Genomic DNA, 16,142 nt, shown 5'->3' with positions numbered 1-16,142 from the left:
CCTACGTGATTTAGCACTCAGCTGCGGGCGAGTTTAACCCTATCGGCACTACCCGCCCAGCCTGCGGGACCGCTGGAGACTCACGGCGGCCACCACTACCCCCACGACGGCTACCGGGATGCAAAAGAGGAATACCCCCGGCAGCGGCGCGGACACAGAAATGCCCAGCACCTGGTCGATGAGCCACGCGACGGCAACGGTAGCAGCGATACCGGCGAAGACCACCACCCACTGCGCGCGGGCCGAGCGGCGGGCGCGCACGGCGCCCAGCCCGACCCCGACGAAGGCGGCGGCCAGGAAGATGGTGAAGACCACCAGGAGGGTCAGGACCACTTCGCGCCCGCCTACCCCGGCGTCGGGGACGATATAGGGCTGCCCGTTGGTATCGAGCCATTCCACCGGGCCGGAGGTGACGATGAAGCTGTCGTAACCGGAGTAATACGGCGAGTCATCCTGCATGACAAACATCGCCACACCAAGCACGCCCGCGGCCACCGCGGCTGCGACTACTGCGCACGCGACCGCGGAACCCAACCAGCGGCCGGGTGCGACCTGGTAGTCGAGCAAGTGGGCCGAGTCCGCCGCCGCCAGGGTGAAAATCACGGTCGTGGCCACGACGGCCAGGATGGTCCAGGACCCGCCGTCCATAAAGAGGAAGCGGCCGCCGGCGGCCAGCCCCAGGGCCACCGCCATGCACCCGATGATCAGCCACGGTTGGCTTGCTATAAATACTGGCGCTTTCATTGTTATTCCTCCTCTTCTTCCTGCACCAGCGCACCCGCTACCGCTACGTCCAGCAGCTCACTGGTGTCGAGATACCTCACGTCTACGCCGCGGGACTGGGCAAAATCCCGGGCTGAGGCCGAAAGTCCGGCCCCCAGCACCGCCCGACGGTGCCCGCCCAGGGCCTTGTCGGATAGCACCGGCGCGCTGCCGATGACCTCTGCTACCACCTCGGCCGGCCCACTCAGCACGGGATGGGCCTCGCGCAGTTCATCCATGGTCACGGGGTCCTGGGCGTGGAAATCACGCATGACCACCACCGCATCAACCAGGCCCGCCAAGTCCTGCGAGTGCTGGGAACTCACCCACACCTCGGCGGTTTCCGCGGCCTGCCGCAGCCGCTCCCGCACCTGGCTGCGGTGTGGTGCGTCCAAGCCGTTGAAGGGTTCGTCCAGTAGCAGCACCGGTTTGCCGGCAGCCACTACGCTGCCGACGATGACCAGCTGGCGCTGGCCCACGCTTAGCTTGGCCAGCGGCGTGGTCGGGTCGAAGCCCAGCGTTTTCTCCGCTTCGCCCACGTCCAGCCCCTGCCAGCCGCGCTGCACGACACGAAAATGGTCTCGGGACGTGGCGCCGAAGAAGTGAATATCGGCGCTGGCCTGGCCGAAGGCCACATCGGGCTCCGCGCTGCGCCGGCGGAAAAACGTGGTCTTGCCGGAGCCGTTCGGCCCGATCAGCCCCATGATGGGCCGCGGGCTCCCAGTATCTTGCGTGCTGGTCATGGTCTTAACTCCTTAGCGATCATCTGGGCAATATCGTCTTCCCCCAAGCCCAGGGCACTGGCCTCCGCCACCAGGGGGCGGACAAAGTCTTGGGCGAACGCCTTCTTCCGTTGGTCCCTGATGCGCTCGCGCGCCCCGGGCATGACAAACATCCCTCGTCCTCTCTGGCTCTCCACGAGCCCGGCTTGCGCCAGCGCCGTGAGCGCCTTCGATGCCGTCGTCGGCGTCACCTCATGATAATTTGCTAATTCGTGCGTCGACGGTGTCCTGTCGCCTTCGGGCAGCTGCCCGGACAAGATCATGCCGCGCAGCTCCTCCGCTATCTGCTGGTAGATAGGGCGGGGATCCTTAGCCGTTATAGCCATCCTGTCACCTTCCTTGGTTGTTCCCGCAGCAAACCGACCTACCAACATGGTTTACTACTTAGGTAGTAAACCTAACCCAGACTACCCACCCCGTCAAGACCCGAAAGCGGACCAGACATAGAAAAAGCCACCCGGCGCTAACCGGATGGCCACAAAGATTAAGGGGACCTCGCGCACCCGTCAGAGCCTGCTGACCCTTGCTGCATTCCTGCCCTGGGGGAGTTCACAGGATGGACGCCACGCGAGATCCTGCCCCATACTCTAGCCGGGATTCCGGCGATAGTCCAAACAGTCCGCTCCCCGCCCAGGCGCCCACACGCGCCACCACGGCCGGCCCCAACACCCACCTACCCGGCAGACACTTTTATAGCCCTTGAACACCCACCCATTTCCCAATCTGACCTGCCGATTTTGTCGCTACTTGCCGGGGCTGCTACAGTTTCTTCTCGGAGGATTCGACTAGCGGCCTATGTCACACGCCTGGAACGCGTGCGGGGCTCACGCCCCTCGTGGGTTCAAATCCCACATCCTCCGCCATAACGCGCTTCGCTTCGGTGAGGCGCGTTTTTCTTTGCGTTAACCAAGGGCTAAGTAGCGAAAGTGCGTCTAATTCCGGGGGTTATTACTGGTTAAAACTTCCTAAATCACGGTTTTTTCACCTAAGACGCAATTATCTTGGACTACCCTCGAAACTCATTCGTACGTTAGGTGTTGGTACTCGCCGATCAAATGGTGGAGTGCCTTAGGTTTTTAGGTCCGGGTGACTTGAGTGTTGTCCATTGATGCCCTTCCTGTGGGTGGGGAGAATGGATGAATGGTGAAGAAGTTCAGTAAACACACTCCCGAGCAGATTGTTCGCAAGCTGGATAAGGCTCGAGAACTCAGAGAATCAGGATCGGCCACGGCTCAAATCCTCACCGCGCTGGGGATCAGCGAAGCCACGCTGAACCGGTGGCAGGCAACCTATGGGGCGATGACCAAGAGCGAAGCTAAAGAGCTCCAGCGATTGCGCGAGGAAAACACGCGCCTCAAACGTCTCCTTGGGCAGGCAGAGCTGGAAAAGGCGGCGTGGAAAGAATTATCGGAGGGAAACTTCTCAGCCCAGCTCGCCGTCATGATGCCGTCTGGCATCTCGTTGGGCTGGGCTACTGCCACAGGCGTGCCTGCCAGATCGTTGGACTCTCTCGTAGTGCTTATCGGCGCGCTAGGATCCGTCAGGGCAAGCCGGATAAGTACGCGGACCTAAGGGCGTGGATGCACGAGTTCGCGCGTGATCACCGCCGGTGGGGACACCGGCGCGCCTGGAGGACCGCCCTCACCGAGGGGTATGGGATATGCCGGGAAACCTTCCGGAGGATGTGGCGTGAAGAAGGCCTGCGCGTCCTACCCAGGAAGAAGCGCAAACGCGTCGATGGTCACGGCCAGCGCGATGTTCCTGCCGGCCAGTACCCGAACGACGTGTGGGCGCTGGATTTCCAGTTCGATTCAACATGGCACGGCAAGACGATCAAGATCTGCAACATCATCGATGACTACACTCGCGAGCATGTCGCCTTCACGGTCGACAAGACGATCGACGCGGACTCGGTGATCGAGCTGCTCGACCTCGCTTGTTGTGACCAAGGCAGGCGCCCGCGGGTGATCCGGATGGATAACGGCCCCGAGTTCATCGCTCATGCGCTCAACGAATGGGCTGGGGAGGATGAAACGATTCAGGCGTTTATCCCGCCAGGCCAGCCCTGGCATAACGGGTATGTCGAGTCTTTCCACAACCGAATGCGTGACCAACCCTTAGAAGACAACAGCATCGAGAATCTCGAACATGCACGGATGCTCGTGGCCCAGTGGTCGCAGCGGTACGATGACTTCCACCCGCATTCCTCGCTGGGCTACCTCAACCCGCGGAAGTATGCGGAACAATGGCAACATGAAAACACGGTCAACGCTTAAACCAACTGGACCGAATTCTTAGGCCACCCCAATGGCACAAAATCAGTGGCTCCACCCCCTTGATGATGGACACGCTGAAACCAGCGCTTTGCTGGACTGGAACGTACCTAGCCCCAAAATGCACCCTGCAGCACACCACCAGATTGTCAAAGACTTTGCGGGTGCGTATGCATAACGTTAAACGATTCGGCTTGGAGATTGTAAGCGTTGACACCCACCACACCGACACTACACCCCAGCCGAGGGGAATCTTCCTTACCTATATTCCGCCCATTCTTTATCGATCTTTCGTAAAAATATCTACCAAAAACCTCACCGTAACCAACGCAAGCAGCAGCCAAGTGAATTGACCAAAGGATATTTTATTCAAAGGACTATACACCCGCTAACTTGCGGTTTGTAAACCACCAATATGTCTTACCCCACTTTCATCCCGGCGTGTGTGCTACATTACATCTTGTCAGGAAGACGTGACCCTGAAACTGCAAGGAGAAAGGAGAGTCAGATGGACGCGTTGATTGACGCCACCGATGCTAAAACTGCGAGTGATTTCGAGGTTGAAATCATCACCCCCGATCTCAGCCCTCGTCAAGACGTCGGCCACTAAGAGAGCAAATTAGCTAACATGCTCACAGATCGCCTTAGGCATGCGACCACAGGTGCTATCAATACTGCATTTAGTCAACAAACTTCTGAGCCCCAGTTCAGAGTGTTCACCAATGGATGCTTAAACTACCGCGCCTGCGTTCGCGTGGCCAAAGAATGGAACTCCCACACCGGCCCTCCCTACTCGAGGCTAAGAAGTATTGCTGGCAGTCATGCTGTACTTGCATTTAACGCTTTAGGGAGCTGGAACGTTGAACTTAAGTACCTATTTGATAGTCATCATAAGCATCTACAGAAGGCGCTTGGTTGTGACAACTTCAAAGTGGAAGACCTCTATGCATTCATTTCTACAGACCGCGGTTTCACCCCGTTCGGAGCCCATGTTGATTTTGAGCATTCAGGCATCTTCGACCTAGAAGGAGCAGGCAGAATAATCACGGCTTGGCCTGAAGGGGCAGAATATGGAGCCATCAAGAACGGCTCCGCAGCATTCTATGGAATCTCTTTCGCATGGAAAGAACATATGGCAGGAACCCGTTCTTGGAAAGTATCACCTGGACAGAGTTCCGTAATAGCAGCACAAATTCCCCATTTATTCGAATCTCTCGGAGCTGGATATTTCTTTGGAATATCCTTTACCCCCCAGACTACGATTAATCATTCAGTATTATCGCAAAACGGCATAGACTATGCTTTGGCTCCCACTAACGATCCTATATTTCAGGCTAAAGCTATTAACCTAGCCCTATCTGGCGATCTGGAATGGCTCCCTTTAGCAATCGAACACTCGCAAGACGGATACCTCAGTAAAGGAAATATCCGTATCGCCCTATCCGGAAAGGAGCTTTTCTTACTCAACGGGAACAGACATGCCCTTCAAGATCATAAAGAAACCGCTCGAGCACTGGTAGTAAAACTAATCAGACTAGGAATACTATTTGAACTTGCATGACCTCTATGAAGAAATTTCATCTGTCCTTCTTTCATGGTCAGAGAAAGACCTTGAAAATCCCCATCACTTTTCTCGAACTCAAATTGATGACACCAAAACAGTCGAGTTAGCCAACAGGGTTTTGTCATGTATGAGCGAAGATGCTTCTTCAGATCGAAGAATACGGCTTATTAAAGACGGACAAGATCTTCACCCAGCGCAATTCTACGAATCACGCATTGGTGATGGGCTAATCCAACACACTCGTCTTAAGAATCGAGTAGTGGACCAAATTTTAAAAACCGGCGGAACAGTAGTTGTAGATCATGCCCATGAAGTCTCCAGAGAGCTTAGAACCATTAAGGAGCTAGTAGAATCCCACTTTGGAGTTATATGCTGGACCCAAGCATATGTAACGCAATCGTCAGATTCCGCATTTGGAATGCACTCTGACGATCACCCTTTCATTATCTTTCAGATATTCGGTAGAAAACGTTGGCAGACGGAGCACGAATCACCTAGCTTTACCGACTCTCTTATTTCCCCGGAAGCATCTCCTACTTTCCGCGCGGTTACTCGCACAAAGTTTCAGGAATTGGTGAGCTATCTATCCACTTAACCCTAGCATTTGATCGCCCGCCCCAAAGCGACACAAATCTATTTTCCACACGGCACGGAAACGGCCTCCCATACTCGCTAGGTTTCCCAGTAGCTCCAGAGACTAGAGCCAGACTTTCGCTGGCGTATAAAAACTGGTCAATCATTAACAAGCAAGTGGCTATTGAAGTGGAAAACGTAAGAATACGCTTACCTCTCCGTTTCGAGCCCCTATTGACACTGCTCAATAAGAAGCCTCGCGTTTCCGCTCGAGAAGCTTCCTTATGCACTGGCCTTCCGCTAGACGAAGTGCTTAGTTTCTGGCAAAAGGGTTACGAAGCCGGCCTTTTACTCAATCCATTGACCTGAAGAAAAGAAGATCTTTGCTTAAAACGCGCTCCAGAAACCTCGTCTACGCAGTAGTAGCTTCTGCTCTCGGAGATGGTTTAATCCCCACAGCCTTCGCAATCCAATCATTTCAGTTGGATTCCAGCGGCAGATTGCTGACCTTCGTTCTGATTGCCCTCTGGTCAGCAAAGCTCATTTCTTCACTAGCCCTCGAAAAGGTACCCACCCCCCGCTTTCCCGCAAGGCTCATGGTGGTCTCAGACGTCGGCAGGGCTATAGCCCAAGCGGGTCTTCTCCTTTATCTCACTCTTGCTCCAGATTTTTGGGGACCGGCCCTTGTAATTTCATCGCTTATCTATGGGGCATTCGCCCCATGGTTCGGCCCGAACCGATTCTCCCTAACCGCATCTCTTCTCCATGGGGAAGAACGGCGCAAACTGAATTCATTACTATCCGCGATTGGCGACGGACTCTTTCTTGCCGGGCCAATCCTAGGATCCGCTTTAACAATCGGACTAGGCTTCAAGGCCGTCCTTGCTATAGACACGCTCACGTTCGCCGCATCCATAGCCTTCATCCTCGCCTACTGGAACGTCCGTAGCACTTCACAGCAGAAGGTAGAAAAGCTCGAAAATTCCGTGAAGGAAGATCCCGTTCCCACGGTAAAGCTCCCCCGATGGGTGATCCACGGTCTCATTACATGGCTTATCGTAGCCTTAACAATTGGCTTCATCGGTTCTGCCGCCCCTACCTCGGTTATGGACAAGTTCTCTGAATCTGCCTGGGGCTGGATAGCGGCGACAGGGGCTGCAGGTTCGCTCGTGGGATCTTTGTCATCGTCTTTTTCCTTCTGGAGAAAAGCACACTGGAATCTCATGCAGATAGCTCTATGTCTTGCTTATGCAGGACACCTCGTAGCACTAGTCGCATCCCCTAGCCTTTTTATCATCGCCGCCGCTACAGCTATCAGCGGAGCTATGACTGCCATCTCCGGAATAACCTGGGACGTTCTAGGCCAGGATCTTCCCTCAGAAGAGCTGGTAAATCGCTTCGCAGTACGCGATCAAATAGTGAACACGGTAGGCGTACCCGCTGGAATGCTATTATTTGCCGCCCTAGCAAATGCTAGTAGCGCGTCACTGTCCATCCTTGTTGCACTCTTGTTCCTTGCCGCACTCCTATGCCTTTTCCCCACTTCATTCCGTCCCAAATATGAAGAACACGTCAAATGACTATTACCGACGGTTTAACTCCACAGCAGATTACGAGAAATATGTCTCCCTTCCACACCAGTTCCCGGGGATTCTGCAATACAAGACGGGGTACTAGTCACGGTTTATTTCGCTGACCTCAACAGCCGGATTAGGAAGAGGACTAGGAAGACCGCCCCGCAGACTGCGGCTGCGGTGAACATGGCGTGGGCTTGCTCAAGCAGCCGGGTGGCTTCATCCACGCCGTTGTAGATCTGCACATACGTAAGAGCATTATGGGCCTCGCTGGACCCCATCGCGAAGGCTACGCAGGCCACTAGGAGCGCTAGTAGCTCAACAAACAAAAGGAAGAACTTCATTGTCGTTTCCTGCACGGTGACACCGTTGACCGGGCACTCGCTGGTAGTAGATGTCCAGGTACTAGCCCCAGGCTAACCGAACGCCGGGTGGTAACGAGCCTCACCGAGTGGAATCTCTGGGCCGAAGGAACAGGCGGTGAAGTACTGTGCGGGTACGCCGGGGTACTCCAGGCCGGGTACGGAGTGAAAGCCGAAGCGGTTGTAGTAGGCGGGCTCACCGAGGACCACTGCGCCGGCTGCGCCTTTTTGGCGCAGGTAGTCTAGTGCGGCTTCCATGAGGGCGCTGCCGATTCCTTCGCCTTGGCGCTGCGGGGCGACGGCGACGGGGCCGATTCCGTACCACCCGTACGCGCCTCCGGCGCTGGTGCCCAGGGTGACCGGGGAGGCGGCCACGTGGCCGACCAGGGTGTTGTTGTCCTCAGCGACCAGGAAGACGGTCAGTGCGCCTGCTGCGCGGAGGGCATCGACGATGTGCTGCTCGGTGTGATCGGATAGCTCCACGGGGGCAAAGGCGGCCTCCACGAGCTGGTGGATACCCGCGCTATCGGCGGACTTGACCTCCTTTGCAGGTGCGCACAGCGGTACTATCTGCCACTCACGGCTTTCCTGGTCTAGGTGCTTTAACATTGCGATTCACGAGATCAGGTCGCAGATCAGGCCCCTTCGATGTACGGATGCATTGTTGGACTTAAAATGAGCCGAGGGTGCGTACTGAGACATTCGTGCATTCAGAGCGTGTCAAGTTGTTTGTGTGTGGGGTTAGGTTTATAGGTATTTGTCGAAGCGGTCGGGTAGGCCACGGCCATTTGGTTGATGGCTTGTTTCCAGCCGGAAACTCGGGCTCCTTCCATGAGCCTGCCGGCTGTCGCTGAGACTCGTTTGCCCTGCTTTGCCCTCCTTTGCAGCTCGTTTGTCTTCAATATTGCAGATCATCAACCACAGCGTCTTCAGTGCTGATTCATCGTTGGTGAACTGCACCCTATTGCGAGTAGCTTTACGCAGCGCATTGTTAAACGACTCAATGGAGTTCGTCGTATAGATTACCTTCCTGGCTGATGGTGGGAACTGCAGAAACGGGACAAACCGCCCCCGCGCATCCTGTCAGACCTTGACTGAGCGGGGATACTTTTCCCTTGACTGAGCGGGGATACTTTTCTCCCAATTCAGAGGCTTCAAATTCGTCTCAAGCAGCACGGGCTGTGGACTCGTCTGCGGCGGTGTAAATCTTTTTCAACGCCGCTGAAACACCCCGACGATCCCCGTAGGCCACCCACTGGTTCGCTGCGCGAATCAGGTGCACGATACAGGTGTGTACCATAGAATTCGGCCAGGTTGCCTCCACTGCTTCTGGTAGGCCTTTCAGCCCGTCGCAGCAGACAATAAAGACGTCTTTGACCCCACGGTTGGAAAGGGTGGCGCATACTTGCGCCCAAAATGAAGCGCCTTCTTCTTTGGCGATCCACAATTCTACAATGTGCTTGATACCGTCAAGGTCTACACCGATTGCCATGTACGCACTCTTGTTGAGTACCCGGCCGCCGTCGCGGACTTTAATGCGCAGCGCATCGAGGAAAATGACCGGGTAGAACTCGTCTAACTGGCGGTTTTGCCAGACCATGACCTCGTTCAAGACGGGGTCAGTAACCGCAGAAATCGTCTCATAAGAGATAGCAGCCCGCATCGCAGTTGCCATATGGTGCTGGGTACCCCTAATTGTCATCCCACCGGCATACAAGCTAACAAATCATGTCATCAACGTCAGTCAAACGCCTCGAGCCTTGAGGAACCTTAGTCGGCAGGAATGTTCCAGCCCGATCCCTCGGCACATCAACAGTAACCGGCCCGTAGTGAGAATCTACGGTTTTTGGATAGGACCCGTTGCGGTAATTGTCTGTCCCAGCTGCAGCTTTGCCACTCCTGTCGCCAGACTGGTAGCCAAGGTGGGCATACATCTCAGCATTCAAACCCCTGGTAATAGAGGCTTGCAGCATGCCTCGAACGAGGTCGTTGGCATCCGTCGTCGACGTGCCTAGGTCATCAATCAGTTTCGCGATGTCAGGGTTAGCAAGAAGCTTCTTTTCAATCGCATCAATCTTGGCCTTATCAGCCGGATCTCGTCTCGCCACAGAAGTCATTCTGGTCCATCTCCTCATGCGGGTTAGATACCCACACACAAACCATCAGACACTCTCCTAATTTCCGGCAACTTCAGAGACCCTATTATCCGCAAAAATTACGCGAAACACCCCCCAAAGCCTCTCCATGCTGCGAAGTCGCAGCGCGTGTCCCAACAAACCTCGTGCGCATTCTCCAGGCAAAAGCTCCGCTGAGGTTCTGGATTCTAATCAGGGACAAACAGATCCCAAAGGGGACCCCTTGCCATCGGTCGACAAAGTAACCGCTTCTACATAACTAGTAAATTCCCTAGGGACCGTCTCTTCTCCCAAAGCTAAATCATGCCATAGCCTCGATACGCTAGCGCCTTCACTAGCAGGCTCTTCAACATCTCTAGCCACGCACGAAAGGCTGTACAAACCCCATTCAGATTCATCAAACGGATAATGTCCAAGATCTCGCATATCCCGACGGAAATCTTGCATCATGATTTCGCGAGTTAATTCATCGCCCCCCTTCTTAATTTCGTCCGAGACATACAAGATCTGAGTTATTTCTCGAGCCTTTTCTACCCTCTTTAAATACTGCTCATGAAACCTTTTGAGGTCGGACTCCCGAGCGAGGAAATAGGTCGTAAAAAGAAGAATCTCTGCCCCCATCTTAAATCGGATCACCGTCTACAGTGAAGGCCCCAGAATTTTTGTACCTTAACTGAGTGTCACAGTGCCTTTTATGTACATCATTCCCGAATTTATCCGTGTACAAGTCAGCATCAGCCTTGGCTTTCTTAATATCCTTCGGATGATTACCATAAACCAATCCTACTATTGGGTTTCCAGGAGCATTTTTCACCACTTGACACTTCACCGTATACATGCCTAGTTCATTTTTTCGCTCAGCTGAAAATGCTGGAAATGAGCCAAGACACAACACCGAAAAAGCGACGGAAGCAGAAGCAATCCGGCGGAAGGTGTTAGACATATTTTTTAGCATTGCTCTACCCTATCCACTTTCTCCTGTCCACGGATGATCCATCTGACGTTTGCTCTGGTACCTGCAGCGACCGTCTTACAGGCACTATCTTTAGCACCCAAAACAGGAGAGGTGTTAGCAGTCATAATAACTTTGACCCTCATGCCAGATTCACAGTTGTTATACACTTGTATAGCAACCTTTTCCACCTTCGCCTGGACGCAAGATGGAGCAGTGTTGGCAGAACGGAAATTTTGGTTAAGGGAAGACTTGTCTTCTACGAGTCCAATGTTATATCCGTGAGGAACTGTAATCGATTCCCCTTTGGAAAGTTCCGCAACCGAGTGGGCACTGCCCTCCACGTCGGGAATACCCTCGTCTGCAAGCGCAGCTGGGGCAGCACAAATCACCAGAGCAGTTGCCACCGCAGTGGCAAACACAGGAACACGCATCTACTACTACCAATCTTCCCGCGAAGATACCTTGGCGGGAGGTTGGCGATTGTGATCTTTCTTATAATATACACAACTAGAAAGCTTTGCCACCATTAGATCCATAGGTAAGGCACTAACAACTGCCGCACAACAGCCCACGAGCTAAACCCTGCTCAAACAGACTAACGAGTTGCTCTATCCGCTCTGTACTGAGCGAACTGCCTGTTCTCAAAAGAATTGCTCCCCATTAACTCAGGGGCAAAGAATGCGAGCTGGTCTACTCCACTTCTCATTCCTTGCTCTTGGTTCACTTCGGAACCAAGACGTAAGCAGCAAACGCTGCGCCAAGCGAAACGATTACCGTCATTACGTGCCCCGCTGCGGTTCAAATCCATCATCCCCAGCCCAACGACACAAGGCATCACCATGAACCTGAGCACAGCGAAAAATTGCGTTTCACTGCTTCTGGCGGCTCACAGCTTCGTCACGGTCGCCCCCGGCTTCCACAAGAGTTAGCGCATTGTGCGTTTGATCAAACCCTATAAGAAAGGCAAAGAACAACGCCCCTAGCGTAAGCAAAGCTAGAGATACCTTCATTCAACTTCTCCTTGTCTCTTCTTTGTCATTTCACCTCTGTCGCGGTTGGCGTGAAACCCAGGTCGCAACGATTGATGTAATCCCCAAGGCGGCTCACGCTGGCGATAACATTAATTTTTCGCAGTCGAGATTGGTACTGCCCAGAAATAAGCCACTCGAGTGAGCCTTCTCTCGTACCGCCTCTAGTTACCAGGAAAGACTTGAAAATACGACGTATCCTGGGAATTAAAGGAGCGCACACGACAGGAAGGAACGCCCATGAAAGCCGCCCGCCTTTACGGCAAGGAAGACGTCCGGATCGATGACATTGACGAGCCCCAACTGCAGCCCGGTACGGTAAAGATCGCGCCGGCCTACAGCGGCATCTGCGGGTCTGACGTGCACCTTTACTTCGATGGCCCGTTCCGCCCAGCACCCAGTGAGACCGCACCGCACCCGGTCTCCGGGGAGACGCTGCCCGTCGTTTTGGGCCACGAATTCTCCGGCGTGGTGGAGGAGGTCGCTGCCGATGTCGAGGGGTTCGAGCCAGGTCAGTCCGTCGTGGTCGAGCCGTTCATGGTCGATGGCACCTGCCACGCCTGCCAGCGTGGCGACTACCATCTGTGTGACAACATGGGCTTTATCGGCATCTCCGGTCGGGGTGGCGGTATCGCCGAGCATATCGTGGTCGAAAAGCGCTGGGTCCACCCCATCGGTGATATCCCGCTAGACCAGGCGGCCCTGATCGAGCCGCTGGCTGTGTCCCACCACTCCATCGCGCACGCCGGATTCGCCAACGGCGACCACGCCGGCGAAGTCGCAGTCATCGGCGGTGCCGGCCCCATTGGGTTGCTCGCCGCCGCGGTGCTGAAAGCCTACGGGGTGAAGGTCATCATCTCCGAACCGTCGCAGGCCCGGCGCGAGAAGGCCCTGGAGACCGGGGTCGCAGACTTGGGCGTGGACCCGATGAACGAGGATCTTGCCGAGAAAGTCCGCGAGTTCACCGACGGCGCCATGGCCGACGTCGCTTTCGAGTGCACCAGCGTTCCCGCGGTGCTCCAGCAGCTGATCGATGTCACCCGGCCCGGCGCGCACATCGAAATCATCGCCCTGCACAACCGGAACTTCGATCTCGACATCGTGGGAGATCTGACCATGCCCGAACGCTCCATCGGCAGTTCCGTGGGATACAACAACGACCACCCCCAGGTAATCAAGATGATCCAGGACGGCCGCCTAGACCTCGCGCCGTATATCACCTCCCGGATCCCCATGGACGATCTCGTGGAGAAGGGGTACAAGGCCCTAAAGGAAGACCCGACCGAGGTAAAAATCCTCATCGACGTCCAAGGCCGCAGCTAGCGCGCACCTCAGCCCGCCGCGCTAAGTGCGGCGGGTGCCTACCCTGGGCGACAAGCTCAACAAACAAAAACCTTCATTTTCGTTTTCCTGCACGGTGACACCGTTGACCGGGCACTTACTGGTTGGTGATGTCCAGGTACTAGCCCCGGGCTAACCGAACGCCGGGTGGTAACGCGCCTTACCGAGTGGAATCTCGGGTCCGAAGGAGCAGGCGGTGAAGTACTTTGCGGGTACGCCGGGGTATTCCAGGCCGGGTACGGGGTGAAAGCCGAAGCGGTTGTAGTAGGCGGGCTCGCCGAGGACCACTGCGCCGGCTGCGCCTGCTTGGCGGAGGTGATCTAGTGCGGCTTCCATGAGGGCGCTGCCGATTCCTTCGCCTTGGCGCTGCGGGGCGACGGCGACGGGGCCGATTCCGTACCACCCGTACGCGCCTCCGGCGCTGGTGCCCAGGGTGACCGGGGAGGCGGCGACGTGGCCGACCAGGGTGTTGTTGTCTTCGGCGACTAGGGAGACGGTCAGTGCGCCTGCTGTGCGGAGGGCATCGACGATGTGCTGCTCGGTGTGATCGGATAGCTCCACGGGGGCAAAGGCGGCCTCCACGAGCTGGTGGATACCCGCGCTATCGGCGGGGGTCTCAGGGCGGATGGTGGCCATGGTGGCTCCTTTGTTGGCGGAAGGCGGCATCGGTTGCCGGATGCCTCAGGGTACCAAATGCCGGGCGGGTGACTGGTTGTTTCGCGGTCGTGCGCGGCCGGTGTACGGCAGGCGCTAAGCTGGGCCCCATGGACGCCCTCACCTACGCCGGTTTAGAAGACTCGCTGGACTACCTCTACGCGTTTTTGGACTCTGACCTGCTGGCACGGATTAAAGACGAGCTGCGCTACATCCCGGCCGGGATGGAGGACTTCTTGCTGGATGACTCGCTCGAGGACTTCGTGTGGCTGTGGTTTAAAGACTCCGGCGCCAACGGGTTCCGCCAGTACCTTGCCGACGGCGGATTCGACACCGCGGAGGTGGAGCAGGCCTACGTCTTCTGCCGGGCGGAGTGGGGAATGAACACCCCGCCGCAGGTGGAGTGGCTGCGCGAAGACGGCTTTGATTTAAGCCCCATCCGCCGGGAAATCGACAAGCTGACCGGCCGCGAATCCTAGCCGGCGCTGGCCTGCTCGCCGCTGGTCTGCTCGCCGGTGGTTTTCGGCAACTTATTTCCGGGCGGCGAGCACCATGCGGTCGACCTCGTGGAGGACCTCGTCGACTAGGGCTGGGTTGTAGCGGGGATCGTTGCGCATTTCCAGCAGGACGGATTGGGAGGCCTGGAAGGCGGTGGCGCGGGCCTGGGCCGCGAAGGCGCGGGCGCGGTGGGCCTTTTCCAGGCGGGCCTTTTGATCCTCCGCGTCGAGGTCGTCGGTGCCGAAGACCTTGTCGAACCAGTCGTCGATGTTGGCGGCGACCTCCGGTTCCAAGTCATCGTGCTGTTTGCGCAGGCTGTCGATGGCGGCCTTGCGGGCGCGCTCCGTGACTTCGGCGTGCATCTTGTCCGAGGCGGCCTGCGAATCCGCCGTCAGATCCAGCTTGCCCATCAGCCACGGCAGGAGCATGCCAGGCAGCACCATGGTCACCAGCAGCACGGTCAGGGCGATGACGGCGAGCTCGTTGTAGAACGGGATGGCCCCGCTCGGCACCGACAGCACCAGGGCCAGCGTGACGAGTCCGCGCATGCCGGACCAGGTCATCAGCAGGACCTCTTGCAGGCGCAGCGGGGCCACGCCGGGCTTCCCGCGCCGCAGGTTGATGCGGTAGAAGACATACATCCACGCCAGGCGCACGGCGAAGGCCACCAGGGACAGGATGACGCCCACCAGGACCGAGTGCCACAGATCCGAGCCGACCTGCGTGATGGCGTCGTTGACGGACAGCCCGATGAGTCCGAAGGCCAGGCCGGTAAACAGCAGATCCACCGTGGACCAGAAGGCCTGACCACTGACGCGGTCCTCGGCCTCAATGGGCGCGCGGGAGTTGAGCTCCACCGCGGCGATGACCACGGCGATAACGCCGGAAGCACCCAGCTCCTCGGAGAGGATATAGGTAGCGAAAGGGATCACCCAGGTCAATGCGTTGCGCGCGGTGACATCGTGCACGTGCTTGATAAACCAGCTGGCCACCCGCCCGACCAGCAGGCCGATGACGCTGGCCACCGCGGCAGAGTAGGCGAACTTTAAGATGCCCTCCCCCACGGAAAGCTCCGCGCCGCGGGTCACGGCCAACAGGGCCATGTGGAAGACGACGATGGAGGCGGCATCGTTAAACAAACCCTCGGTCTGCAGGGCCGAGATGATACGGCGCGGAATGCCGGCGGGCTCGGCCACCGCGTCCACCGCGACCGGATCCGGCGGGGCGATGGCCGCGCCAATCAGCAGGGCCGCGGCCACCCCGACGCCGGGCAGGAAGACGTACGCGGCAGCGCCCACCGCGGCCGTGGTCACCACCACCAGCAGCACGGACAGGCTCACGATGGTCAGCCACTGCTGCCGGATAACTCCCCAGGAGGTCCGCCGCGCCAGCGCCCACAGCAGCGGCGGCAGGAAGATGGGCAGGATGAGATCGGCCGGCACGTGGAGCGCCGGGATACCTGGGATAAAGACGATAACCATCGCCACCACCGATAGCAGGGCGGGCCACGGCAGCCCCAGCTTCTCCCCCACTGCGACTGAAATGATGCTGAGCAGCAGCAACGCCACTACCCCTAGGACTATTTCCACAACGCCTTCTCCCCGCGCCTTTTCTCTTTACGTTTTAAGTGTAGGACGCGGG

At 56.8% G+C, this 16,142-nt stretch carries 15 protein-coding genes, 1 tRNA gene, 1 other RNA gene and 1 pseudogene; 8 read left to right on the top strand and 10 right to left on the bottom strand.

The annotated features are described in order from the left end of the window. Window positions 1-48: 48 nt before the first annotated feature. The 4 genes from QQS53_RS00830 to ffs form a co-directional block, all read right to left on the bottom strand. Window positions 49-744 (bottom strand): hypothetical protein, encoded by a 696-nt coding sequence (locus QQS53_RS00830; protein ID WP_472774099.1) that lies wholly within the window; start codon window positions 742-744, stop codon window positions 49-51. Window positions 745-746: 2 nt separating this feature from the next. Beyond that, the gene (locus QQS53_RS00825) at window positions 747-1,505 is read right to left on the bottom strand and encodes an ATP-binding cassette domain-containing protein (RefSeq protein WP_472774098.1); all 759 of its coding nucleotides are present in this window, start codon (window positions 1,503-1,505) and stop codon (window positions 747-749) included. Further along, a complete protein-coding gene (locus QQS53_RS00820; protein ID WP_472774097.1) occupies window positions 1,502-1,870 on the bottom strand; it encodes a GntR family transcriptional regulator in 369 nt (122 codons plus the stop codon). Before QQS53_RS00820 ends, QQS53_RS00825 begins: the two co-directional genes overlap by 4 nt. 155 nt (window positions 1,871-2,025) lie before the next feature. Continuing rightward, an RNA gene (ffs, locus tag QQS53_RS00815) (signal recognition particle sRNA small type) lies at window positions 2,026-2,124 on the bottom strand. A 194-nt stretch (window positions 2,125-2,318) separates the two neighbouring features. Between ffs and QQS53_RS00810 the strand changes: the two genes are divergently transcribed. The 6 genes from QQS53_RS00810 to QQS53_RS00785 all read left to right on the top strand — a co-directional run bounded on the left by QQS53_RS00810 (window position 2,319) and on the right by QQS53_RS00785 (window position 7,534). Continuing rightward, window positions 2,319-2,407, top strand: a tRNA-Ser gene (locus QQS53_RS00810). Between the two features lie 277 nt (window positions 2,408-2,684). Next, window positions 2,685-3,116 (top strand): transposase, encoded by a 432-nt coding sequence (locus QQS53_RS00805; RefSeq protein ID WP_472774096.1) that lies wholly within the window; start codon window positions 2,685-2,687, stop codon window positions 3,114-3,116. Then, window positions 3,011-3,820 (top strand): IS3 family transposase, encoded by an 810-nt coding sequence (locus QQS53_RS00800; RefSeq protein ID WP_472774495.1) that lies wholly within the window; start codon window positions 3,011-3,013, stop codon window positions 3,818-3,820. Before QQS53_RS00805 ends, QQS53_RS00800 begins: the two co-directional genes overlap by 106 nt. Before the next feature lie 625 nt (window positions 3,821-4,445). Then, on the top strand, window positions 4,446-5,378 hold the full coding sequence (locus QQS53_RS00795) for a hypothetical protein (RefSeq protein ID WP_472774095.1): 933 nt from the start codon (window positions 4,446-4,448) through the stop codon (window positions 5,376-5,378). Beyond that, on the top strand, window positions 5,371-5,976 hold the full coding sequence (locus QQS53_RS00790; protein ID WP_472774094.1) for a JmjC domain-containing protein: 606 nt from the start codon (window positions 5,371-5,373) through the stop codon (window positions 5,974-5,976). Before QQS53_RS00795 ends, QQS53_RS00790 begins: the two co-directional genes overlap by 8 nt. Window positions 5,977-6,337: 361 nt before the next feature. After that, window positions 6,338-7,534, top strand: coding sequence for an MFS transporter (locus QQS53_RS00785; RefSeq protein WP_472774093.1), 1,197 nt, complete (start codon window positions 6,338-6,340; stop codon window positions 7,532-7,534). 104 nt (window positions 7,535-7,638) lie between these two features. Here the strand turns inward: QQS53_RS00785 and QQS53_RS00780 are convergent, their stop codons facing one another. The 4 genes and pseudogenes from QQS53_RS00780 to QQS53_RS00765 form a co-directional block, all read right to left on the bottom strand. Further along, on the bottom strand, window positions 7,639-7,872 hold the full coding sequence (locus tag QQS53_RS00780; protein ID WP_472774092.1) for a hypothetical protein: 234 nt from the start codon (window positions 7,870-7,872) through the stop codon (window positions 7,639-7,641). Between the two features lie 72 nt (window positions 7,873-7,944). Then, on the bottom strand, window positions 7,945-8,499 hold the full coding sequence (locus tag QQS53_RS00775) for a GNAT family N-acetyltransferase (RefSeq protein ID WP_472774091.1): 555 nt from the start codon (window positions 8,497-8,499) through the stop codon (window positions 7,945-7,947). 138 nt (window positions 8,500-8,637) lie between these two features. Further along, window positions 8,638-10,007, bottom strand: a pseudogene (locus tag QQS53_RS00770) (IS256 family transposase). A 640-nt stretch (window positions 10,008-10,647) separates the two neighbouring features. Continuing rightward, window positions 10,648-10,968, bottom strand: coding sequence for a hypothetical protein (locus QQS53_RS00765; RefSeq protein ID WP_472774090.1), 321 nt, complete (start codon window positions 10,966-10,968; stop codon window positions 10,648-10,650). Window positions 10,969-12,248: 1,280 nt separating this feature from the next. Here QQS53_RS00765 and QQS53_RS00760 point away from each other — a divergent pair. Then, window positions 12,249-13,331 carry a 2,3-butanediol dehydrogenase gene (locus QQS53_RS00760; protein WP_472774089.1) on the top strand — a complete coding sequence of 361 codons (1,083 nt, stop codon included), beginning with the start codon at window positions 12,249-12,251 and terminating at the stop codon, window positions 13,329-13,331. A gap of 150 nt (window positions 13,332-13,481) precedes the next feature. Here the strand turns inward: QQS53_RS00760 and QQS53_RS00755 are convergent, their stop codons facing one another. Then, a complete protein-coding gene (locus QQS53_RS00755) occupies window positions 13,482-13,985 on the bottom strand; it encodes a GNAT family N-acetyltransferase (RefSeq protein ID WP_472774088.1) in 504 nt (167 codons plus the stop codon). Between the two features lie 128 nt (window positions 13,986-14,113). Between QQS53_RS00755 and QQS53_RS00750 the strand changes: the two genes are divergently transcribed. After that, on the top strand, window positions 14,114-14,482 hold the full coding sequence (locus QQS53_RS00750; protein WP_290224257.1) for a cupin domain-containing protein: 369 nt from the start codon (window positions 14,114-14,116) through the stop codon (window positions 14,480-14,482). A 51-nt stretch (window positions 14,483-14,533) separates the two neighbouring features. On the opposite strand, the gene QQS53_RS00745 is transcribed toward QQS53_RS00750, so the two are convergent. Next, complete coding sequence (locus QQS53_RS00745; protein ID WP_472774087.1) at window positions 14,534-16,090, bottom strand: cation:proton antiporter; 1,557 nt, start codon at window positions 16,088-16,090, stop codon at window positions 14,534-14,536. Between the last annotated feature and the right edge of the window lie 52 nt (window positions 16,091-16,142).

It is taken from the genome of Corynebacterium sp. 2571A, from assembly GCF_055700935.1.
Note: the sequence above shows the minus strand (reverse complement) of the source record. Positions and strands in the feature narration are given on the sequence as shown.